The 22,782-nt window shown below is 60.3% G+C and carries 21 protein-coding genes; 3 read left to right on the top strand and 18 right to left on the bottom strand.

Translation table 11 applies throughout. The features are described 5' to 3' along the window. Nucleotide 1 precedes the first annotated feature (1 nt). Nucleotides 2-556 carry a FumA C-terminus/TtdB family hydratase beta subunit gene (locus tag Q0G85_RS04945; protein WP_297155302.1) on the top strand — a complete coding sequence of 185 codons (555 nt, stop codon included), beginning with the start codon at nt 2-4 and terminating at the stop codon, nt 554-556. 193 nt (nt 557-749) lie between these two features. On the opposite strand, the gene Q0G85_RS04940 is transcribed toward Q0G85_RS04945, so the two are convergent. The 4 genes from Q0G85_RS04940 to thyX form a co-directional block, all read right to left on the bottom strand. Beyond that, the gene (locus tag Q0G85_RS04940; RefSeq protein ID WP_297155301.1) at nt 750-1,415 is read right to left on the bottom strand and encodes a TetR/AcrR family transcriptional regulator; all 666 of its coding nucleotides are present in this window, start codon (nt 1,413-1,415) and stop codon (nt 750-752) included. Nucleotides 1,416-1,419: 4 nt separating this feature from the next. Next, nucleotides 1,420-4,020, bottom strand: a complete 2,601-nt coding sequence (locus tag Q0G85_RS04935; RefSeq protein WP_297155299.1) for a DNA topoisomerase I — start codon at nt 4,018-4,020, stop codon at nt 1,420-1,422. A 263-nt stretch (nt 4,021-4,283) separates the two neighbouring features. After that, the gene (locus Q0G85_RS04930) at nt 4,284-5,672 is read right to left on the bottom strand and encodes a DUF1385 domain-containing protein (protein ID WP_297155298.1); all 1,389 of its coding nucleotides are present in this window, start codon (nt 5,670-5,672) and stop codon (nt 4,284-4,286) included. A 7-nt stretch (nt 5,673-5,679) separates the two neighbouring features. Next, nucleotides 5,680-6,360, bottom strand: coding sequence for an FAD-dependent thymidylate synthase (gene thyX / locus Q0G85_RS04925; RefSeq protein ID WP_297155297.1), 681 nt, complete (start codon nt 6,358-6,360; stop codon nt 5,680-5,682). A gap of 164 nt (nt 6,361-6,524) precedes the next feature. On the opposite strand from thyX, the gene Q0G85_RS04920 reads away from it, so the two are divergent. Both Q0G85_RS04920 and Q0G85_RS04915 read left to right on the top strand, forming a co-directional pair. Then, nucleotides 6,525-7,418 carry a class I SAM-dependent methyltransferase gene (locus Q0G85_RS04920; protein ID WP_297155295.1) on the top strand — a complete coding sequence of 298 codons (894 nt, stop codon included), beginning with the start codon at nt 6,525-6,527 and terminating at the stop codon, nt 7,416-7,418. Nucleotides 7,419-7,523: 105 nt separating this feature from the next. After that, complete coding sequence (locus Q0G85_RS04915; RefSeq protein WP_297155293.1) at nt 7,524-7,949, top strand: molybdopterin-binding protein; 426 nt, start codon at nt 7,524-7,526, stop codon at nt 7,947-7,949. 250 nt (nt 7,950-8,199) lie between these two features. On the opposite strand, the gene rpmE is transcribed toward Q0G85_RS04915, so the two are convergent. The 14 genes from rpmE to fsa all read right to left on the bottom strand — a co-directional run bounded on the left by rpmE (nt 8,200) and on the right by fsa (nt 22,317). Continuing rightward, a complete protein-coding gene (gene rpmE, locus Q0G85_RS04910; RefSeq protein ID WP_158049415.1) occupies nt 8,200-8,667 on the bottom strand; it encodes a 50S ribosomal protein L31 in 468 nt (155 codons plus the stop codon). A 192-nt stretch (nt 8,668-8,859) separates the two neighbouring features. Further along, a complete protein-coding gene (locus Q0G85_RS04905; RefSeq protein ID WP_297155291.1) occupies nt 8,860-9,240 on the bottom strand; it encodes a desulfoferrodoxin family protein in 381 nt (126 codons plus the stop codon). Nucleotides 9,241-9,346: 106 nt separating this feature from the next. Next, nucleotides 9,347-10,180 (bottom strand): prolipoprotein diacylglyceryl transferase, encoded by an 834-nt coding sequence (lgt, locus tag Q0G85_RS04900; protein ID WP_297155289.1) that lies wholly within the window; start codon nt 10,178-10,180, stop codon nt 9,347-9,349. Between the two features lie 4 nt (nt 10,181-10,184). After that, on the bottom strand, nt 10,185-10,403 hold the full coding sequence (locus tag Q0G85_RS04895) for a UDP-N-acetylmuramoylalanyl-D-glutamate--2,6-diaminopimelate ligase (RefSeq protein WP_297155288.1): 219 nt from the start codon (nt 10,401-10,403) through the stop codon (nt 10,185-10,187). 67 nt (nt 10,404-10,470) lie between these two features. After that, nucleotides 10,471-10,761: a hypothetical protein gene (locus Q0G85_RS04890; protein WP_297155285.1), complete on the bottom strand. Its 291-nt coding sequence runs from the start codon at nt 10,759-10,761 to the stop codon at nt 10,471-10,473. 136 nt (nt 10,762-10,897) lie between these two features. Next, on the bottom strand, nt 10,898-11,137 hold the full coding sequence (locus Q0G85_RS04885; RefSeq protein WP_297155283.1) for a NifU family protein: 240 nt from the start codon (nt 11,135-11,137) through the stop codon (nt 10,898-10,900). A gap of 108 nt (nt 11,138-11,245) precedes the next feature. Next, entirely contained in the window at nt 11,246-12,748 is a 1,503-nt protein-coding gene (locus Q0G85_RS04880) for an LCP family protein (protein WP_297155281.1), read from the bottom strand. 12 nt (nt 12,749-12,760) lie between these two features. Continuing rightward, on the bottom strand, nt 12,761-14,041 hold the full coding sequence (murA, locus tag Q0G85_RS04875; RefSeq protein WP_297155279.1) for a UDP-N-acetylglucosamine 1-carboxyvinyltransferase: 1,281 nt from the start codon (nt 14,039-14,041) through the stop codon (nt 12,761-12,763). A 190-nt stretch (nt 14,042-14,231) separates the two neighbouring features. Beyond that, on the bottom strand, nt 14,232-15,092 hold the full coding sequence (tsf, locus tag Q0G85_RS04870) for a translation elongation factor Ts (RefSeq protein WP_297155276.1): 861 nt from the start codon (nt 15,090-15,092) through the stop codon (nt 14,232-14,234). A gap of 82 nt (nt 15,093-15,174) precedes the next feature. Then, the gene (gene rpsB / locus Q0G85_RS04865; protein WP_297155275.1) at nt 15,175-15,942 is read right to left on the bottom strand and encodes a 30S ribosomal protein S2; all 768 of its coding nucleotides are present in this window, start codon (nt 15,940-15,942) and stop codon (nt 15,175-15,177) included. Nucleotides 15,943-16,258: 316 nt separating this feature from the next. Further along, on the bottom strand, nt 16,259-18,286 hold the full coding sequence (locus Q0G85_RS04860) for a methionine--tRNA ligase (RefSeq protein ID WP_297155273.1): 2,028 nt from the start codon (nt 18,284-18,286) through the stop codon (nt 16,259-16,261). After that, nucleotides 18,270-19,352, bottom strand: a complete 1,083-nt coding sequence (gene sppA / locus Q0G85_RS04855; RefSeq protein WP_297155271.1) for a signal peptide peptidase SppA — start codon at nt 19,350-19,352, stop codon at nt 18,270-18,272. Before sppA ends, Q0G85_RS04860 begins: the two co-directional genes overlap by 17 nt. Nucleotides 19,353-19,482: 130 nt before the next feature. Beyond that, nucleotides 19,483-21,627, bottom strand: a complete 2,145-nt coding sequence (gene rho / locus Q0G85_RS04850) for a transcription termination factor Rho (protein ID WP_297155269.1) — start codon at nt 21,625-21,627, stop codon at nt 19,483-19,485. 3 nt (nt 21,628-21,630) lie between these two features. Next, nucleotides 21,631-22,317 carry a fructose-6-phosphate aldolase gene (fsa, locus tag Q0G85_RS04845; RefSeq protein WP_297155267.1) on the bottom strand — a complete coding sequence of 229 codons (687 nt, stop codon included), beginning with the start codon at nt 22,315-22,317 and terminating at the stop codon, nt 21,631-21,633. Nucleotides 22,318-22,782: the final 465 nt, after the last annotated feature.

The raw sequence follows: 22,782 nt of genomic DNA, 5'->3' as shown, positions 1-22,782 counted from the left end.
CATGAGCGAACCAATCCGCATGACCTTGCCGGCAGATCGCGAAAAGCTGGCGAAGCTGCGAATCGGGCAGGAAGTGCGCCTCACGGGCGCCGTGTTCACGAGCCGCGATGCGGGGCATGAGCGCATGCTCGCCGCCTTAAGGGAGACAGGCGAGCTACCCTTCGGACTTGCGGGCGAGACCATCTTCTACGCCGGCCCCACCCCTGCCGCCGCAGGTCGCCCGCTCGGAAGCGTCGGCCCCACGACGGCAAGCCGCATGGATTTCGCGACGCCCGAGCTCATGGATGCGGGCCTTGCTGCCTGCATCGGGAAGGGGAAGCGTTCCCAAGCCGTCATCGACGCGTGCGTGCGCAACCGCTGCGTGTACTTCGCAGCAGTCGGCGGCATCGCGGCGCTGCTCGCGAAGCACGTGACCGAAAGCGAGACCATCGCTTGGGACGATTTGGGGACTGAAGCACTTCGTCGCATCGAGATTGTCGACTTCCCCGTCTTCGTGGCCGTCGATTCCCAAGGCGGCGACCTCTATCGGGCAATCGAGGCAGGAGAGGAGCTGTAGGGTGCCTGGGGCTTCGGCCAACCCGCATGGCAGGGCAAGGCAGCCAGCCTCTGTTGGAACCAGCTCTCTACCTCACTTGCCACCCGCCAGCCCCTCCATCTCGCCGCGAACCGCTGACCCGCACAACGCAAAAGCCCTGCCCCGCAGCTTGAAACTGCAGGACAGGGCTTCTTTTTCTCACGTAAGCAAGCCCTTACAGCCTGCGCGTGCTCGCTGCCAGGCCGCCTAAGATGAAGTTGTCGATCGCGGCCTGCGTGCGCGCCCATTCCTCCGGACTTGCATTGATGCAGCGGCGCACCGCAGAGAGACACCCGCTCGACTGGAAGTACAAAAGGTCGGCAAGCTCCCCTTCGCTCAGATCGCAGATGCCCTGCATCGCGCGCATGTAGACGCCCTTTTGGCTTTCGACCATCTTGTCGAGGACGATGCGCGTGAGGCTCTCATCTAAGAAAATGCCCGAATAATGCTTGTTCTCGCGCACGAACTGGCAAAACGGCATATCGCACCCAGAGCATGCGCCCGCCGTGCGCATCTCACGCGAAACGAGATGGCGGGCAAGCGAGCTTGACTGCGAAAGGGCATCGTCGAGCACCTCGTCGAGCACCTCGGTCATGTTGCGGTAATGGCGATAGAACGTGCCGCGCCCGATGCCCGCACGCTCGCAGAGGTCGGTCACCTTGATATCGGCAAGCGTGCTCGACTTCTTCAGTTCTAGAAATGCCTCCTTGATGAGGCCCTTCGTGAAAAGGATGCGACGATCGACCTTCGGTGCCGACGCCGAGCGCGCGCCTGTCCGCGACCTGGCGGCAGGTTGCTTTTCCAGGCGGATCGCCGTCTTCTCGCTCGTCTTCTCGGACATGACGCTATTTCTCCGCCGTCTCCGATGACGCCTTGCGGGTCGAGGAGCTCTTCGCCGTTGCCTTCCCCGCCGCAGCCTTGCCCGTCGCCGCCTTCTTGGCCGCCGTCTTCTTCGCCGCAGGCTTCTTCCCCTTCGAAGTTGCCTTCTCGGAATCGTCCTGTTCCTTGCCCGGGCAGTCGAAATTCGGGCAGAGCTTCCACGGACCGCGGGCCGTCGTCACGATGACGAGCGGCGCTCCGCAATGCTCGCAAACCTCATCGGTTGCCGTGAGCTTTCCGTACTGGGGCAGCGGGTAACCCACACCGCACTCGTCATAGTTCTCGCAGCGGATGAAGCGCTTGAGCGTGCGCGGGTTTTTCTGCGCGATCAGCTTCGCCTGCTTGCCGGCGGCCTTGCACGTCGGGCACTCGCCGACGACCACATCGGGCTCTTTGTTGGTCTCGCAGTTCGGATCGATGCAGATGACACGCGGCTTCGAGCGGAAGGCCGTCACCTTCACCTGCGGCATCCCGCACGTGGGGCAAAGCTCCTCCATCGACTCGATCTTGCCCTTGGGGAGCGGATAGGTCATATCGCAGTCGGGCCAGCCGGCGCATCCGATGAACATGCCGCGCGTCTTCTGAGAGGCGCGAATCTGCAGGTCCTTGCCGCATTTGGGGCATTTGCCCACGTACGCGTCGGCCGCGACGGCGTCGGCGAGGGCGTCTTTCACTTCCTCAGAATGGGGCATGAGGTCGGCCAGCTGCTCGGAGAGCAGGTTGCGAGAGTTCATGACCACATCGGCCTTGGTCTTCTGACCTTCTGCGATGTTGTCCATCTCCGCTTCGAGTTCCGCCGTCATCTCCGAGTGGGTGATATGCGGCGCGAACTTGTCGAGCGCATCGCACACCGCCATGCCGAGCTGCGAGGGCTCGATGGGGTCGTTTTGGATGTACTTCACCGTGTAGAGGCGCTCGATGATGCTGTGGCGCGTGGATTTCGTGCCCAGCCCGAGCTTTTCCATCTCCTGAATGAGCTTGCCCTGGCTGTAACGGGCAGGCGGCTCGGTCTGTTTCTTCGTGCAGGTGGCGCCGTTGAAGGCAATCTGCTGACCCTCGGCGAGCGCGGGCAGCTGCTCGTCTTTCTTCATGCCATACGGATAGATGGCGCGATACCCCTCATGCACAAGGACGTCGCCCTTCGCGGCGAAGTGCTCGCCTGCGATATCGAGCGTGACCTTGGTCCCCTCGACGACGGCGGCTTCGGAAAGCGTCGCCAAGAAACGGCGCGCGATCAGGTTGTAGAGCTTGTACTCCGCAGGCGGCAAGTCGTCGGGCGTGACCATAGCCGTCGGGTAGATCGGCGGGTGGTCGGTCGTTTCCTTCTTGCCGCGAGTTGCCGTAAGCTGCCCCTTCGCGAGGAGTTCCTTGCAAAACGGCGCGTAGGCAGGGTTGCCCGAGATGGTTTTCACGACCTCCGCCAAGTCGAGCGAACTCGGGTACACCGTGTTGTCGACACGCGGATAGGAGATGTAGCCGTCCATGTAGAGGCTCTCGGCGAGACACATCGTGCGAGCAGGGGAAAGGCCCTCGGCCGACGCTGCGGTCATAAGGCTAGTGGTGTTGAAGGGAACGGGCGGCTGCTGCTTGCGCGAGCGCTTCTCGATGGAGAGCACCTTCGCGCTTGTCGCCCCCTTGACGGCGGCCATGGCGGCATTGGCGGCGGCCTCGTCCTTGAAGCGAGCCGTGGCATGAGGTGCCTCGAAGGCAAGCGGGCCCTCCCCCGATGTGGGGCCGGTCTTGTCGGCGGCATCGAAGGCGCCCTTGATCACCCAGTAGTCCTCGGGAACAAACGCCAAGCGTTCGCGCTCGCGCGCCACGATAAGGGCAAGCGTCGGCGTCTGCACGCGGCCCGACGAGCGCACGTTTCCGTAGCCCGCGAACTTCACGAGGGTGAGATAACGCGTGAGCACCGCACCCCAGATAAGGTCGATATCCTGGCGCGACGCACCCGCAGATGCAAGGTTGACATCGAGCTCCACGAGGTTTGCGAACGCATGGGTGATCTCCTCCTTCGTGAAGGCGGAGTAGCGGGCACGCGACACGGGGGCGGTGGGGTTCACTTCCTGGATGCACGAAAGCGCATCGGAGCCGATAAGCTCGCCTTCGCGGTCGAAGTCCGTCGCAATCACGATGGAGTCCGCCTTCTTGGCGAGGTTCTTTAAGCTGCGGATGATTTCTTTTTCTTTAGGAAGCTTCTCAATCGGCGCGTAAACCAGATACGGCAGCGCGTCCATCTTCCACCCTTTGAGCTCCACGCCGTCTTCGGTGAAGGGCTTTTTCTTCTTGAAGGGGGGCTTGGGAAGGCTCGCAGGCACATCGGCGGGCACGGTCTCGCCCTCGACAGTTACGCCTTGCCAGCCGCCGCGCTTCTTATACACCAGGTTGGGGGTGAAGTCGGGCTCCAAGATATGCCCGCGCAAACCGATGGTCACCCACTCCTCGCCGTTCACCTCGAATCGGTAAATCGGCGTCGAATACACCTTGTCGGCCTTCGGCTTGCTCGCGCCCAAAAGGCTCGCAATCTTGGTTGCCGCGTCGTTTTTCTCCGTTACGACCAGTTTCACGTGGTCCTCCTTGCCCCCAGAGCGCCTGTCGCGCGCTGAGAATCGTTCACACGATTACCCCGATTCGTCCATTTTACGTGTGCGGGGATTCTCCTACCTTTCTGGCGCAGCGTCCAAGCGTTGCGCATAACGCGCCTTAGCATACACGATTTACGCTCCGCAACACAAAAAAGGTTCCCAAAACGATTGTTTTCGCTTCGGGAACCTGGAAAACGAGCCCGGCGCCTATTGAGAAGACAAGCAGGAAGGCCGCCGCATTGGCTCTACGCCGTTTGCACCGCCTGCGTTGTCTGCTCTGTTTGCGCCGCCCGCGCCGCCTCGGCCTCCTCGCGCTCGAGCACGAGCTTCATGGCAGCGATGGCGCATTCGAGCATGCCGTCATCGGGCTCGTTCGTGGTGAGGTACTGCATCTGCATGCCGGGCCAAAGCACCACCCTCACAAGCGGGTTATCTGGATGCGAGCCCGCCCATCTCACCGTGATCTCATAGGACACGCCCGCGATCACCGGCATGAGCACGATGCGCGATAAGATGACAAGCGCAAGCTTCGGCGCGCCATCAGGCACGCCCCATGCGGCGATGAGCGCGTTCAGGGGCACCACCGTGTACACGAAGATGGCGATGATCATCACCATGATGAGGAAGGCGGTTCCGCAGCGCACGTGCAGACGCGGGAAGCTGCGCGCGTTCTCGGGCGTGAGCGGCAAGCCGTGCTCGTAGCAGTGGATGGTCTTGTGTTCGGCGCCGTGGTAGCCGAACATGCGCTTGATCTCGGACATGCGCTTGATCTCGGACATGCGCCCGATAAGCCAGATGTAGAAGACGAACACGGCAACGCGCAGCACGCCGTCGACGATATTCCACAGAAGCGTGTTGCTGTCGTATTCTCCCACGATGAGATTGGTGACGAAGGCGGGCGCCACGATGAAGAGCACGATGCCGAGCACAAGCCCGCCGACCATCGAGATAATCATTTCCTTCTTGCCGAACTCGGGTTCGGGCTCCTTCGCGCTTGGGATGCTGTTAGCGTCCTTGCTATTTGCGATGAGCTCGGGAGCATCCCTCTCGGTTTCTCCCACCACCTCAAGCGAGCTTTGCGCGCCAAGTGCATCGATCATGGTGTCCGGGCGGCCGAAGTCGTCCTTCCAGGAAAAATCAGGATCGAATTCCTGACGCGTATGCTGCTCGCAGGCGACTTCATGCTCCGTCCCCTGCACGCAGGCAACCTCGCGCGCAGTTCCGCACGAGCCGGAAGTGCCCTTTGGCACTTCCGCGCGAGCAGGGCTGTCTGAGCACGAGGTTGCCTGTGGGCAGGCCGCGGTGCGTATAGAGGAGCCTTCTTCCCCCTCGTCCTCTTCCTCATAGGCATGAAGCGTCGCGATCTCGAGCGCCTTGAATCCTAAGACGAGCGACTCGACCAAAGCGCGGCATCCGCGCACGAGCGGCCAGTACAGCCAGCCGTTCTTTTCCTTTCCGCTCGCCAGGTCATGCTCTTCGGTGTACACAGCGCCTGAGGGCTCGCGCACGGCAACCGACCAGTTGTACTTGCCGCGCATCATGATGCCCTCAAGGAGCGCCTGTCCTCCGACATGGGTTTTGCGCGCGCCGTCTTCCGAGAACGCGCGGGAAAGATCGCTTTTCTCGCGAGTCACGTCTCCGCTAGCTCCTTTTCACACGAGGGTACGGGTTTTTGCAGCTCATCTTGCCTTCGGGACATGCCCCCGAAACACAAGGGGCACCTGCGTCCGCGAAGATGAACGGCGCAGTCGGGCGGGCAAGCTCGAGCATACGGTGCGCCATGTCGCGAATCTCCCATTGGGCGCGGTTGCAGCAGCGCAGTTTGAAGAAATGCAGCAGCTCGCGAACGTTCATGGTGATCACGATCTTGCTCTCCGCAGCGTTCGGCAAAAGGTAGCGCGCGTCCTCGGCGGGCACGCCCGCATCGAGCAGCTTCTCATATGCACTGACGGCTGCCGCGATGGCCTCGTCGAAAAGCGCCTTTCGCTCGGGATCGGACGCGATCGTGTCGGGCGTGACCACATCAACGCCGTTTTTGAACTTGACGTAGCGCTGGCTTTGCTGGTTGAAGCTCGCAATGCGATGGCGCACGAGCTGATGAGTGAGGGCGCGCGAGACACCATCGACGGCGAAGGTGTAGCTTGCATGCTCAAGCGTGGAGAAGTGCCCGCTTTCCATGATGGTCGAAAGCACGCTTCGGACCCGCTCCTCCGGCATCGTCTCCATCAGCTCGGCCGCGCCCACCGGCGCATAGCACAGCCGCGCCGCAGTGGCGATAGCCCGCTCGGGGTCGGGCGTGTGGTACAAAAGCTCAACGTGCATGGGATACCCCCTCATTTCCAGTCTCCAATGGCAGAAGATGGCCCATCTTGGCCCTTGTCCAACCACCATCGGTCATTGTCCGCTAATATGATAGGCAAACACCCGCAAAGCGGCGCGGCCGATTCGCTCCAACGCGAAAAACTCATCGAGAAAGGCAGCTTCACATGACAGAGAATTTCACGCCCCTGCTCACCACCACGGATTGGAACAAGGAGTGGATGCAGCTGCAGAAAGCACGCCGCCACAACGACGACGCATCTTACTGGAACGAACGCGCGAAAACCTTCACTTCAAAAGACTACCCCAACCCCTACGTTACCGCATTTCTCGAGCGCGCGGGAATCGCCCCCGAAGAAAGCGTATTCGACATGGGTTGCGGAACGGGCGCGCTCGCTTTGCCGCTCGGAGAAGCGGGGCACGCCGTCACCGCCGCCGACTTCTCGGAAGGGATGCTTTCGATTCTTCGCGACGCGCTTGAGACTCGTGGCATTACCAGCGTCCATTGCGAGCAGATGAGGTGGGAAGACGACTGGCAGGAGCACGGGATCGCCCCGAAGTCCCACGACGTGTGCACCGCATCGCGCTCGATCGCCGTCGACGATATGCGGGCAGCGCTCTTAAAGCTCACCCAGGTCGCCCGTCGCCGCGTCTGCATCACCCTGCCCACCGGCGCCTCACCGCGCACCGACGACAACGTAATCGAGGCGCTCGGCCTCGCTTCGCGCGTCGGACGCGATCACCTCTACGCCGTGAACATCCTCTCGGGCCTGGGCTTCGAACCCGAGCTGTCCTACATCAAAAGCACGCGGGTCGATACGTTCGATTCCTTCGACGAGGCACTGCGCAAATACGACGACATGGTGCGCAAGGCATGCATCTACCTACCTGAAATGCGCACACAAGTCGCGCTCGCGAAGCTCGAACCCTGGCTTCGAACGCAGATCGTCGAGAACGAGAACGCAGGCACTCCCGGCGAGAAGGGTGCTGCTCAAGGTGCGCTGCGACTTCTTAAGCCAAGAACTATCACCTGGGCTTTTATCGCCTGGAACGTCGATTAGGCTGCTAGGCAGGCGCGGTTGTGCGCTTGAAGGGCATTGCTTATACTTGGTAGATGACAATCCCCCACGAGGGGTGTATCCGATAAGAACAGCGAACGGGGAACCATGCGTATATCAGCTCGAAACGTCTTGAAGGGCACGATCACCGACATCGAAATCGGAGCCGTGAGCGGAATCGTCTCGATCACCGTCGGCGAGACGCCCCTCACCTCCGTCATCACCATGGAGGCTATTCGCGATCTTGGCCTCGAAAAAGGCATGCCGGCATACGCCGTCATAAAGGCGAGCCACGTCATGTTCGCGCGCGGAGACGAGCCCGTCGACAACCTGTCAGCCCGAAACCAGCTCGTCGGCACCGTGACCACGGTTCGCCCGGGGAAAACGGACGGGCGCGTATCCCTCACGCTGCCTGACGGCAACGTCATCACCGGTTCGGTCTTCAACGACATGATCGGAGAGCTCGGTCTGGAAGTCGGCAACAAGGCGATTGCCATCGTGAAGTCTACCGACCTCATGATCGGCGTCGATTAACGCTGGCAGTTCGTCCGCGCTGCCGGAGTCACGTCCCGCGCCTTTTGCGGTTCGGCACATGTGCGCGGGCTCCCGGCTTGCCCGTGCGCCCGCGGCCTGGTCGCTCACTCTGAACGGCGCTCGGCTCCTTCTCGGGGGCTCTCCCGTACGCCCGCGGTCTGGTCAAGCGTCGGGCCCCCATCTCTCGGAAAAAGAAAAAGGCCGAACAGCACAAAAAGCTGTTCGGCCTTGCTTTTTCCCAGAGGAAAAGCTATTCGGCTGCGGGAGCCTCGACCTCGAGAGCGGCCTCTGCCTCAGCGTCGGCGGCAGCCTCTTCTGCGGAGCCTTCAGCCTCGGCGGTAGCAGCAGCCTCGGCAGCGCGGGCAGCTTCCTCTTCAGCCTTCTTGGCGTACTCTTCAGCACGCTTGGCCTTCTCGGCAGCCTTCTTCTCGCGCTCGGCCTTCTTGGCGGCCTCTGCCTCGGCGACGGCTGCAGCACGCTTGGCCTTCTTGGCAGCCTCGCGCTCGGCAACCATGTCCTTCGCGGAGCCGAACTTGTCGGCAAAGCGCTGGACGCGTCCGCCGGTGTCGATGAACTTCTGCTGGCCCGTGAAGAACGGGTGGCAGGCGTTGCAGATGTCAACGCGCAGCTCAGACTTGGTGGAGCGAGTCGTGAACGTGTTGCCGCACGTGCACTTGACGGTGCACTCGACGTAATCCGGATGGATTCCTTGCTTCATGTTGGTTCTCCTTTACCATGCCTTGGTTTCCGACCAAGGCGAGACAAGCTTGTTTATGATACCACAGTGCATTGGCATTGCAATATAAAACGGGCGGTGAATCCCATCGATTCACCGCCCGTACAAAAGTCAAGCACCCACCTCAGTCTTGCGACCGCAAGCAATGGACACACCTCGGCGCTCCCCCGATTGCTACACCTCAGCGACCCACAGACCGTGCAAGTTGCAGTACTCGTAGACCTTGATCGCGCGATCGCCGTCGGCGACGGCGAAGTCGGCTTCCGGCTTATCGGCGCTCGTCAGCTCCGCGATCTGATAGCCCTTCTCGGTCACCAGGCAAACGAACGCGATGAGATGCTCATCGGTCATCGGATGGGCCACGCTGCCAACCTCGACGTGAACGGCATCCCCCGAAACGCTTACGACGGGAACGTGCTTCTCAACCGCCGCATCGGTGGAGTTCGCGACCAGTTCGGTCATCTTCTCACCGCAGCAGGAAAGCGGAACCTTCTTGTCGAAGGGCTTCACGGCAATATTGCCGCAGTGGTTGCATTTATAGAACGTGACGTCCATAACGTATCCCTTTCTCGTCTGTATACCCGCGCGTCCCTTACCGAGAAGCACGCGACTACTGGAAACAAGGCTCCTCTCACATCATCGCCTTGCCCTGCGGAATATGTTACTCGCTTTGTTTCAATTCTGGAAGTCCTTGTTGAGACTTCTTCGCAATAAGCGCATAAAGCAGCACACCAATGCCTATCGCAATGAGCGGAGTCGAGAGAACCTGCCCCATCGTAAGCCAGCCGCCCCACAGATACCCGAGCTGCACGTCAGGCTCGCGCACAAACTCAATAACGAAGCGGAAGCACCCGTACATGATGAGGAACACGCCAAGGAAGGTTCCCTGAGCGCGCGGCGGACGCTTACGCGAGAGCGCGAACAGCACAAGGAAGATGACGATGCCCTCAAGCACCGCCTCGTAGAGCTGCGAGGGATGACGGGGCATCATTCCCGCCTGCCCGCCGAACACGACGCCCCATGCGGCATCGGTCGGCGCACCCCACAGCTCGCCGTTCACGAAGTTGGCGCATCGACCGAAAAACAGCCCGATAGGCGCCCCGATGCAACCGAGGTCGGCCAGCGTGAGATAGGGGATGTGCGTGAAATGAGCGGCGACGACTCCCGAGAGCAACGCACCGACGAGCCCGCCGTGGAAGCTCATACCACCTTTCGATAGCGCAAAGATGTCGGCGGGATGCTGCAGGTAGTAGCCATCCCCGTAGAACAAGACGTATCCCAGACGCCCGCCCACGATGACGCCCACGACCACGCACAGCATGATGGTGATGAGCGCATCCGAGTCGACCCGCACCCGCCAGCGCTTCGCCGTGCTCATAAGCACAAGGGCAGCGCAGATGAATCCGAGCACGTAGGCGATGCCGTACCAGCGTACAGAAAAAGGCCCGACCGAGAATGCGATCGGGTCAAGGCTTTGATAGATCTCGTTGAGCAAGGAGCTAGTCCCTTCCCATTCCAGCGCCCACCTCGATGGCTGCGAAGCGGACTTCCTCGCGCAAGGCCAAAGGAATCGTTTGGACCGATGAAACGCTAGCCCCGCATCGGGGGCACGTGACCGCGAACAGCGCAACGTCGCTGCGAAGGACCATCATGGAGTCGTAGCGGCATACGTCCAGATCGCTTTGCCCGCACGTGGGGCAGCTCAGCGCTTGAACCATGGCTCTCGCCTCCTCATCACAGTCGGTCGTCTCGATTCATTGTAACAGTGTTTGGGGCCAAGGCCTCCTAAAGGATGAATCGATTGCGCGCGCCAAGCTTGCGCTCTTGACGCGGGTATTCCTCGATAGTGGGTCCGTGCGTCAGGAAGAACGTGCAGAAATGGCACACTTCCTTCACCGCCGCGTCGTAGCCCAAATCGGGGTTGAGCAGCAACTCGAAGTCGTCACAAACCTCGTGTGTCGGACGATGACATGCAGCGTAGTGGCAATCTGCCGGGCACGGCTCGCCCGGCGTGTTGTGAGGGCAGCGGCTCTGCATCTCATCGTCGCAGCCTCGCATTTCCCAGCAGTGAGACACCTTCTCCTCCTTCTTTAAGCCCATGTCGTTCGAGGTGGCTGTCTGGAAATACACACCCTCAACCCAAACAGCCTCCCCGAAACAAAGAGAAGGGCGGGAAATCCCCGCCCTTCTCGCACCTTACGCCAAAGGCTTACTAGTATTCATCGTGGTGCGGAACAACGCGCACGACGCCCGGCACGCGCTCCTTCAGGATGCGCTCGACGCCGTTGGCAAGCGTCATCTCCGACATCGGGCAGCCCTTGCATGCGCCCTGAAGTTCCACCGTGACGATGCCGTCTTCGCTGACGTCGATGAGCTTCACATCGCCGCCGTCCGCCTGAAGACTCGGTCGGATAAGCTCCAAAACCGCGGCCACATCAGTCTTCTCAACCATCGTTGCTCCTTTTCGAGTACTGAAGTTTCTCTTGGTTCGTAATACTACCACAAGCCGCCGCGCTCAACGCCGCGCACAGGCGAAGCGCAGGAACAATACGGGTTGGCGCTATTGAATCGGCTGCCAATCCTTGCCAACCACCACGAGCACGTTCGCGTCGAAAGTGTAATAGTCCCCGCCGTTGACGACGCGGCCGCCATCGATCGTCTTCACGATGGTGTTCGCCGCCGCCTCATATGCCGCATCGCGATAGATGACAAGCGTCTCGTTGTAAACGCCGGCATCAGTGACGTTCCCGATGGTGCCGATGGTGAATCCCGCATTCCCGAGGATCTCGCCCATCTTCGCGCCAACACCGGTGATGCCACCGCCGTTGCGAATCTCGACCTTGATACCCGTAGGATCGCTCACCGTTTCCACCTCTTCGGCAGCATTCGGATCGGCCCCGGCCTCGACGTTTTCCATAACCTTCTTCCACTGGGAATCCGACGCCTTGAACAGGCTCACGCCGTCTTGCTCGCTTTCGCTTCCCGGCACGTACGCCGAATAGACCGTCGCCTCGCCGAGGGGGCGAAACGCGTTCGCCAAGTCGATCACCTGCGAAGACGACAAGTCGGTCCTCACGTTGCCCGCGATGCCGTCAAGCTCGCTGGCAAAATCGAGTCCGCCCGCCTCGAGAAGGCGCAGCGCCATCGCATGGGCGAAAGCCGTACGCACCGAGGCCTGCGTCTGCGCGGCATTCGAGTAATTGCTCGCACGAAGCGCCACGAGCGAGCTGTCCGCATCGAGCACCTGCTCCCCCGCCTCGAGGTAGATGCTGCCCGCATACGGATCGTCGACGGATGCGGGAAGACTCATGCCGATGCCGCCCACCAGATCGACGAGCGAGCGTATGCCCTCTTCGTCCGTTTTCACGAGATGGGAAATATCCACACCTGCAAAGGAGGAGACGGCCTTCACGAGCGCCTCGTCGCCGCCGATCCCGTAGGCATCGTAGAGCGGATGGGTCTTGCCATCCGAAAGGCTCACGGCAAGATTGCCGGGAATCGACACGAGGGTGAGCGTGCGCGCAGCTTCGTCGACGCGCGCGAGGATATATGCCTCGTTCGACGCATCGGAGCCCCCTTTGGGGGAACCGAGGTTCGCCGCAGCGAGCACGTAGTAGGGAGACCCCTCTTTGGCAGCGACAAGCGCGCTGCTCGCGTTCGACTTCTGCAGCGACAACTTCGAGTTCGACGCGTTGAAGTAAACCGTGGTGCCCACCGCAACAGCGACCGCGATGATGACGATCACCGAGATGACGCCCACCGCTGCGCGGCGCATCCCGCTTTTCCGTTGGGCGCTCTGGATGTATCCGCGCTTGTTCACGCGGCGGGAATAGGCGCGATAGTTCTCTCCCGAAGCGGTTTGGGGGGTGACATGATCGACGATGCCACGCGCTGCCCGACGCTTTTTACGATCGCTCGAGAAGCCGACCGATGAGGCGTTCATCCCCCGCGAATGACGCGGAGCGCCGCCCTTCGCCACATGCGTGCCGATGGTGTGAGACGTCATCTTCCAAGAGGTATGCTTCGACTGTGAGGCGGAGAAGCCTTTCTTCTTCTTGAACATCTCGCGAGGCGCCTACATATTCTCGTCGACGTCGATACGAGAGACCTCCGCGCCAAGCCCGCGCAGCTTGCCAACGTAGTCCTCGTAGCCTCGGTCGATATGGTAGATATGGCTCACGCGCGTCTCGCCTTCGGCGACGATGCCAGCAAGCACGAGGGCTGCGCCAGCGCGAAGGTCAGTCGCCTTCACGGGAGCACCCTGGAGAAGGCCCACGCCTCGAACGAGCGCATGGTGATCTTCAATGGTGATGTCGGCCCCCATGCGCGAGAGTTCAGCCGCGAACATGAAGCGGTTCTCGAACACATTTTCCGTAATGACCGAAGGGCCCTCGGCAAGCGACGCCAGCAGCATGAACTGCGCCTGAAGGTCGGTCGGAAAACCCGGATGCGGAAGCGTTTGGATATCGACGGCGCGAAGGGGCTCAGTGCGCGCGACGGTGATGGAGTCCTCGGTGGTAGAAATCGTGCACCCCATGGTCTCGAGCTTCATGAGCGCCATCCGGAGATACGAGGGGTCGATTCCGTGAACCGTGACAGGCCCCCCGGTGAGCGCGCCGCCGACGAGGAACGTCCCCGCCTCGATACGATCACCCACGGTGGTATGCTCGCAGGGACCCGTGTCGTCAAGCGAGACGCCGTGCACTTCGATGGTGGAACTGCCCGCCCCCTCGATATGGGCGCCCATGCTCGAGAGCATATTCGCCAAATCGACGATTTCGGGCTCGCGCGCCGCGTTCTCGATGAAGGTCGTGCCATTCGCCACGACGGCAGCCATGAGCGTGTTCTCCGTTGCGCCGACGCTTGGGAACTCGAGCATGACATGGGCGCCATGAAGGCCGTTCGGCGTCGTCGCGTGAAGGACGCCGTGGGCATTGTCGAAATGCACGCCCAGCGCCTCGAGCCCGACAAGATGCATGTCGATCTTGCGGGCGCCGATTTGGCAGCCGCCTGGCATAGCGACGCGAGCCTCGCCAAAGCGCCCGATGAGCGGGCCGAGAACCGAGATGCTCGCGCGCATCTTCGAAACAAGCTTATAAGGAGCCTCATATTTGTCGACCGTGGAGGTGTCGATGGAGAGCGAGTGGTCCGCGCCGCGCTCGACCGTAGCACCGAGGTGCATGAGAACCTCGGACATGATCTCGATATCGGAAATGCGCGGCACATTGTGGAGCACCGTTTTGCCCCGTCCGAGAATCGAGGCGGCAATTAGCTTCAGCGCCGAATTCTTCGCGCCGGAAATGCGAACGTCCCCCTTCAGCACGCCATTGCCCGCAACGATGATTTCCTCTGCCATGGAAGAGCACCTTCTATCACGACGTACGGCGGGCCGACCCCATCGACCCGAAACCGTGCACTAACAACATTCCAGTCCATCCATTATAAAAAGCGAAGGCCCGCACGCGGCGAGCCTTCACAAGTAAAGCGTTTGGTTACAGGCGCAAGAGCGGAAACCCGCCAATGTGCCGAAACAGCAAGAGCGTCGACTATTCGCCGAGCATGAAACGCTTGAAGCCGGACACCTTGATGGTGCCGCCGAGGTTCTTGGCGACCTCGTTGACGTATTCGCTCACGCTCTGGTCCGGGTTCTTGACGAACGCCTGCTCGGTGAGGCAGTTCTCCTTGTAGAACTTCTCGAGACGGCCAGTGGCGATCTTCTCCTGGATGTTCTCGGGCTTGCCGGAATCGGCAGCCTGAGCCTTGTAGATCTCCATCTCGTGCGCGACAACCTCAGCAGGAACGGACTCGCGGGTAGCGGAAACCGGAGAAGCAGCAGCAACCTGCATGGCGACGTCGCGGCCGCAATGCTGGAACTCGTCGGAAGCCGGATCGATACCCTCGACGTCGAACGTCACGAGAACGCCGATCTTGCCGCCGCCATGAATGTAGGAGGCAACGCCGCCAGCCTCGACGACGGCAGCACGAGCGAGGTTCATGTTCTCGCCGAGCGTGTGGATGGCGTCGGTGAGCACGTCCTCGACGGTTTCGCCTTCAGCGTCGACAGCCTTCAGAGCCTCGATGTCTTCAACGTTGGCAGCCATAGCGGCGCGGGCGATCTTCTCAGCGTAGCCCTTGAACTTCTCGTTCATGCCAACGAAGTCGGTCTCGCAGTTGAGCTCGACGACAGCGCCCTTGGTTGCGTCGTCGGAAACGATGGCCATAACGGTGCCCTCGTTGGTGGCACGGCCAACCTTCTTGGCGGCAGCAGCCAAACCACGGGTACGAAGAACGTCAACGGCCTTGTCCATATCGCCATCGGCCTCGACGAGCGCCTTCTTGCACTCCATCATGCCGGCGTCGGTCATTTCGCGGAGCTCTTTGACCATTGCAGCGGTAATTGCAGCCACGGATGTTCCTTTCTCTCAAGTGAAAGATGAATGAAAACACCGCGCCCCCTTTCGAGCGCGCGGCTGGAGCTAAACGTTTGCGCTATTCAGCGGCAGGAGCTTCCTCGGCGGGAGCAGCCTCAGCAGGGGCAGCTTCCATCTCGGCAGCGGTCACGGGAGCGCCCGTGCCAGCGATAACGGCGTCGGCCACGAAGTCGGCGAGCAGACGCACGGAGCGGATAGCGTCGTCGTTTGCCGGGATACCGAACTCGACGTCGTCCGGATCGCAGTTGGTGTCGAGCGTGCCGATCACGGGGATGCCGAGACGCTTGCACTCATGGATGGCGATGCCCTCGCGGTTGGTGTCGATCACGAAGACGGCATCGGGGGTGCGCTTCATGTTGCGGATACCGTTGAGGTTGGTCTGCAGCTTGCCGAGCTCCTTGTGCAGCAGGATCTGCTCCTTCTTGGGAAGCGACGCCATGCGGCCGTCGGTATCCATGGCCTCGAGCTCCTCCATGCGGGCAACGCGGGAGCGGATGGTCTGGAAGTTGGTGAGCATGCCACCAAGCCAACGGGCGTTCACATACGGCATACCGCAGCGGTTCGCAGCGTCGGCGATCGGCTCCTGAGCCTGCTTCTTGGTGCCGACGAACAGCACGGTGCCGCCCTTCTTGGCGGTTTCGGAAGCGAAGGTGTAGGCCTGGTCGAGACCGATGAGGGTCTGCTTGAGGTCGATGATGTAGATGTCACCGCGATGGCCGAAGATGTACGGCTTCATCTTGGGGTTCCAGCGGCGGGTCTGATGACCGAAGTGCGCGCCTGCATCGAGCAGCGACTGAATGCTGACTTTCGTCATGTTCTTCTCCATTCGTTAATCCTCTGCCTGCGGTCATCCCCAACTACCGCAGCCTTTTTCGGTTGGCCACTGGCGGCGTGGGTCGCACAAGCATGTGTAATATAGAAACCGTTGAATTATAACGCTCTTCCCTAGGCTTCGACAAGAGCAAAAATGCGTTTTCTTATGAAGAAAGGCGACGGGACGGAAACGTCATTTTTCGCGCAGCAAGCTTCCCGCCCCATCGAAACGAGACGCGCGGCGGGCTCGCAACGAAAGAAAATGCGGGCGGAAAGGCAACCCTTCCACCCGCACTCAAAGCCACAACCCTGCTAGCGCAAGCGACCTGCTACTTCTTCTTGATCTGGCTCTCGTGCTTCTCGAAGAAGTCGAAGCGCGGCGGAAGCTCGCGAACGCGATGAGCCCCCTCGTCAAGCTCGGCGGCGCCGCACAGCTCGCCCATGCCCTCGAAGTCGTAATTCCAGCTGAAGAACTCATCGGCATCGAAGTTCATCTGCAGACAGATCTTCTCACAGCCAAACGGCACGATCGGGTGCATGAGCAACGTGCACATGCGCAGCAGATAGAACGAGTCCGCAAGCACTTGTCGACGCGCATCGGCGTCGCCGGAAAGCTCAGCCTCCCTGATGCCGTCGGTCCAGTACTTGTTCGAGTAGCGGATAAACTCATCCATGAGCGACATCACCGTGTGCAGCTCGACTTTGCGCATGAGCTCATCGTAGGTATGAAGCGCCTTCTGCGCGCGCGCGACGACTTCCTCGCTGATCGCGCAAAGCGGCATCATGCCATCGAAGTTCTTCTGCGCCTCGTAGAAGCAGCTGCGCGCCAGGCGGTTGAACACGTTGGTGAGCAGCGTCCCTTCCTTGAGCGCTGGGTCGGCCACGCGCGGATCGGTGCGCTTCGACTCATCGGGGTCGAAGGGCTTGGGCTTGAACCCGACCGACTTCTGATCGAGGCCGAGTGCAAGGAAATGCGCACGCAGCTGTTCGGGCGTGTAGTAATCAAGCAGTTCGTCGGCAGAGGGCGGCTTCACCGCGCTCGACGACGATGCCTTCTTGTTGCCGAGCAGCAAATGGTGGTTCGCGATGAGCGTCGTCTGGCGCAGCGCGGGGGACTGTTCGCCTCCGAAGAAGTTCCCGGGATTGAGCGCCTCCCACATCGCCGGCTGAGCAACACCGTAGAAGTAAAGGTTGTCCTGCCCGATGAACTGGAATACCTCCGCGTCATCCGAGCACCACCACTCCTGCCAGCTCGAACGCGGAAGACCGAGCTCATCGTTCACCGCCATGGTAAACGAGATCGGCGCCCACAGCGACTCAGGCCAGCACCACACGGTGAGTCCCTCGACGCCTTCGATAACCGGAGCCTTCACGCCCCACTCGATGTTGCCGGTGATGCGGAAGGGAACGAGCGTCTTGCCCATGCGGAAGCGAATGTTCGCCCGCGCGAGCAAAGGGCGCGCCGCGTCGCGATCCTCGATGGACGAGAATTCGAGCTCGAAGCTCTGCTTGCCCTTCTCCGCAGGGCGGAAAGTGTGCTTCGGCAGCTCTGAGGCAATCTCGCGATAAGCGTCCTCAGCCTCGTTTTTCACGTAAACCACCGGAGGCGTGAGGAATTCCTCGATTGTCTGCGGGACAACATCGCGAATGGTGGGGTCGGCCTTGAGCGCTTCCACGTGTTTTTTCAAGAACTCGGAGAAGGCGGGCAGGTCGAAATACCAGTTCTCAACCGGGCGCATCTCGGGCACCGTTCCCGTGACAGACGATTTCGGCGCGATGAGGTCGACCGGGTCGTACTGATGGCCCAGGTCGCACTCGTCGGCATACGCATGCTCCGACTTGCAGCCCTGAACCGGGCAATGTCCCACGACCTGACGACCGTTTAAGAACGTTTGGGCCTCGGTGTCGTAGAACTGAAGCGTCGATTCCTTATGGAGAAAGCCGTTCGCATACAGCTTCTCGATGAACGCCTCCGAAACGCGCTGATGAACCTCGCCCGCATGGCCGATTCCCGAGCCATCGTAAATGGAGAGACTGATGCCGTAGGAGCGCAGCGTGTTCGCCTGGCGCTCATGGTTGCGCATCACGTAGTCGGAGATGCTCCCGTCGAACTCCCCCGCCTCGACGAGCTTTCGATAGCCCTCGTTGATCGGGGAGCCGAAGCAGTCGGTTCCGGAAACGAAGCGGACGTTATCCTTGCCGATGCGGTCCCGCAAAAAGCGCGCGAACGCATCGGCTGGGACGAACACCCCGCCGACATGGCCGAAATGCAGCGGCTTGTTGCCGTAGGGCATGCCCGCGGTGACTACCGCGCGCGCAGGCCATTCGACCGGGTTCTCATTAGTGCTGTGGGCCATTGCCGTTAAGCTCCTTCAATCTTTCGATCACATCTTCGTTCGACATCTTGCTGCTCGAAAGCAGGCCGACAAGATCGGACAGGTCGTCGGAATCGGGCTCGAGGCTCACGACCGCATAGGTGCGCATGCCGGCAAGCTCCGCTGCCTTCGCGATGGCGTCTTCCCTCGTGCCGATCTCGTCCGCGAGGCCGTTTTGGACCGCTTCAATGCCGGTGTAAGTAAGCCCCGTGGCAAGGGCGCGAACCTGCTCCATCGACAGCGAGCGACCCGACGCGACGGTCTCCATGAACGTCTCGTTGATCACATCGACCATGCTCTGGTAATACTCGCGCTCCTCTTCGGTGAGCGGGCGGGTTCCGTAGCTCGAATCCTTACTATCGGCCGACGTGATGTTCTCTATTGTAATGCCAAGCTTGTCGAGCAGACCCGAAAGGTCGGTCACCTGCATAGCGGTTCCAATAGCGCCGATGGCGGTAGTCTTCGCGGTGAAGATATAGTCCGCCTGAGACGAGATCTCATAAGCCGCCGAAGCATTCATCGAAGCACTCGAGACGACGATGGGCTTCGAGAAGCCTTCGACGTAGCAGGCCATTTCCTCGCCCGCGGTCGCCGTGCCTCCGCCCGAGTTGACGCGAAGGACGACCACCTTGATGTGCGGGTTGTTCTCCGCGCGATCGAGCTGAGCCTTCAAGCCCTCAGGGCTTGCCGTGGTGCCATCGTAGGCGATCGTTCCGTCGATGGTGATCACGCCGACGGCATCTTCGGAAAGCGAGTCGACTGCGCTTTGGGTGCCTGTTCCGAGCATCGAGGAGCTCGCCCCCATCATCACGCTGTTGCACGATGCGAGCGTCGCGAACAGGAAGGCGAACAGAAGCACCACCGCGACAAGCGCGACGATCCAGCCTCGGCTCTTCTTCTGCGGTTGCATCGCGGCGGCATACTGAGCCCCATACGTCGGTTGCTGCCAATAGGGCTGGCCAGTCGGTTGCGCCTGGTAAGGAGCATATTGGGCATTGGCGTTGTCGGAGAATCCATTCAGTCGGGTGCTATCAGGCTGTTGGTTCATCTTCCCTCCTCGTCTTTTAGTCCCATACTACCTTATGAAAAAACGCGCCGGACGAACATGCCCGGCGCGTCTACTGATAAAGCAAAACCCTTTGCGCATCGAAAATTCAGGGGCAACGTTAGAAAGCGCGCTACAGCTCGATGCTTTCTTCCACCTTCCCGTGAGTCGATTGCGCCTTTTTCGCCGTGCGCAAGAGGAATTCCTGATTCGTCTCGGTGCGCTTGAGCGACTTGATGAGCATGTCCATCGCACGTTCCGTGTTGTTCATATTCGACAGAATACGACGAACTGCCCAAATAAGCGGGGCCTCCTGCGGATCAAGGAGCAAATCTTCCTTGCGAGTGCCGCTTGTCACCGGATCGATAGCCGGGAAGATTCTGCGATCGGCGAGGTTGCGGTCGAGCTTGAGCTCCATATTGCCCGTGCCCTTGAATTCCTCGAAGATCACCTCGTCCATCTTCGAACCGGTATCGATGAGCGCAGAAGCGAGAATCGTCAAGCTGCCGCCGCCTTCGATGTTGCGAGCCGCGCCGAGGAAGCGCTTCGGCGGATAGAGCGCCGTTGAGTCAACACCACCAGAAAGGATGCGCCCGGAAGCTGGCTGGGCAAGGTTGTACGCGCGAGCAAGACGCGTAATAGAATCGAGCAGGATAACGACGTCCTCGCCCATTTCCACCAGACGCTTCGCGCGTTCGATAACAAGCTCCGACACAGCGATGTGGTTTTCGCACGGCATATCGAACGTTGAGGAAACCACCTCGCCGCGAACCGAGCGCTCCATATCGGTGACTTCTTCGGGGCGCTCATCGACAAGCAGGCACATCAGGTGAACCTCAGGATTGTTTGCCGTGATAGACGCCGCGATGTCCTTCAAGATGGTCGTCTTGCCCGCCTTCGGGGGCGACACGATAAGGCCACGCTGGCCTTTGCCGATCGGAGCCGCAAGATCGATCACGCGAGCGGTGATCGTGTTCTTGCCATGCTCCATGATCAGGCGCTCGTCAGGATAGACAGGCGTGAGGTCAGAAAATTTGGGGCGCTTCGACCCCTCTTCGGGCGTCTTGCCGTTGACCGAGATGAGCTTCTGAATCGCCGCGAACTTCTCGTTCTCGCGCGCCGGGCGCGTCTGCCCGCACACCATGTCACCCTTGCGCAATCCGTTGCGGCGAATCATGGAGAGTCCCACGTAGGCGTCCGTCTCGCTGGGGAGATACCCTTGCGTACGCAGAAAACCGTATCCGTCAGGCATGATATCGAGAATGCCAGTGACTTCGATAAAACCCTCGGCCTTTACGGTCGCCTCGTACACCGCATCGACAAGCTCAGCCTTCTTAAGACCCGTCACATCCAACTCAAGCTCGGCAGCTTTTGCACGCAGCTCCGCAACTTTGAGAGCGGCAAGCTCCTCGCGATTCACGCTCGGGGTGATTTCGCGATTCTGCTGATTGCGACCACGACGCTGTTTGCGGTCGTTGCCATGCTTTTGCTGGTACTGCTTTTGATTATTGTTGCGATCTTTGTTGTATCCGGAATAGTTCTTACCAGATTGCTTTTGATCGTTCGATGAACCCTGCTCCCCGCGAGAACGACGTACATGAACCGTAGTCTTCGAGGAAGAAGAAGGCTCCTTTGGGGAAGCGTCGGCAGAAGACTCAGCGGAATGCTTAACGTCGGCATCTTGCTTTGAATCGCCAGCGTGCTTGGAGGCGCCGTCAGCAGGCTTAGCGGACTCCGCCTCAGCAGAGTGCGCCTCGCCCTCTTCAGCTGCGCGAGACTCGGGCTTGGGTGATTCCTCGTCGCGAGCCGCCGCTTTCGCAGAACGCACAGCACGCGCTGTAGATTTAGCCGCCTTCGAACCACGAGGTTGAGACTTGCCCGATTCGCCGCCGCTGTTTGCCGAAGGCTCAACGGTCTTCTTGTCAGTCGTCGGCGCAGCCTTCACCTTCGGCTCGCCCTCAACAGCCTCGGGAAGAGGGTTCTTCCGCGGGCGACCAGGACGACGCTTCGGCTTCTCCTCAACAGGAGCCGAAGCAGACGACTGAACAGCATCCGCCGCGGCCTCAGCCGCAACCGGTGTCTTACGGGGCCGACCAGGGCCGCGCTTCGGCTTTGCCTCTGCAGCCGACTCGCTGGTCTCAGCCTTCACCTTCCGTGGGCGACCGGGGCCGCGCTTCACGGGGGAAGCGGAGTCCGATTTGGCGGCAGACTTTTTCGGAGCTTCGGAAGCTTCGGGCGCGCGAGCCGCTTGGGTCTCCGCTACTTCATTTTCGCTCATAATTTATGCCTGCTGCACTTTCTCCCAGTCCTTAAGGAAGGAATCGAGGCCGCGGTCAGTCAGCGGATGCTGCACCATCTTCTTGAGAACGCCGAAAGGAACCGTCGCAATGTCGGCGCCCATAAGCGCGGCTTGGGTAACGTGATTCGCAGAGCGAATAGAAGCCGCGATAATCTCGACCTGTTCCCCGTTAACCGTATTGCCGGTAAAGTCGTAATTGTTAATTGCCGTCACGATATTGGCAACCTGCTCAAGGCCGTCCTCGGAGATATCGTCGAAACGACCGATGAAGGGGCTAATGTAGCGAGCGCCCGCACGAGCCGCAAGAAGCGCCTGCGGAACGCTGAAACAAAGCGTCATATTGACTGGGATTCCCTCTGCAGCAAGGGTATGGGTGGCGGCAAGGCCCTCGACCATGGTCGGAATCTTCACGACGACGTTCGGCGCGATCGCAGCGAGCTCGCGGCCATCAGCGACAATCTCGTCGCGCTGCATAGCCACCGACTCAGCCGAAACAGGGCAATCCGGACCAACGATGTCGCAGATGCGCTTGATATGGTTGTGGAAATCATCGAGCTTTCCACCGATGCGCGCATACAGCGACGGGTTCGTCGTGACGCCGGCAAGGGCGCCCCAGCTTGCAGCCTCCTCGATTTCCGCAAGGTCAGCGGTGTCAAGAAAGAACTTCACGGGTCCTCCTCAGATAGGGAATTAAGATATGAGAATGTGCTTATGCACAATAATCACCGAAGAATAAAAGAAGTAATGAACGAATACAAAAGATAGGCAACGCAAAAATTGCATCAAACTGGTGTTATCCTAGCGCAACGAGGCAAAACCTTCAAGGAAAGATTAGTAAGCAAGCCTTAAATAAGTCATTGCGACAGAATTTTCACGTATATCATATGAGAAGAAACGCGTCGCGCCAATTCCGGCAGCGACATTTTTCGCATGAACGCCTCTATCCCATAAGTTCGCTAAAGCAAAGCAAAACGCCTGCTCGAAGACAGGCTCAAATCAAGACACTCGACAACAAGATAGATTTCGTGCAGCCGGAGAAACGAAGATGCGGAAAACTCCTACGGCTCTGATTGAAATCGCAAAGCACTTGCATTTAACGAAAAAAGGCCGCGGCCCGGGGAACCCTCCCCCGGG

It is taken from the genome of uncultured Ellagibacter sp. (assembly GCF_934617235.1).
Classification (GTDB): Bacteria; Actinomycetota; Coriobacteriia; order Coriobacteriales; family Eggerthellaceae; genus Ellagibacter.
The sequence above is the reverse complement of the archived record's forward strand: the minus strand, read 5'-3'. Positions and strand labels throughout refer to the sequence as shown.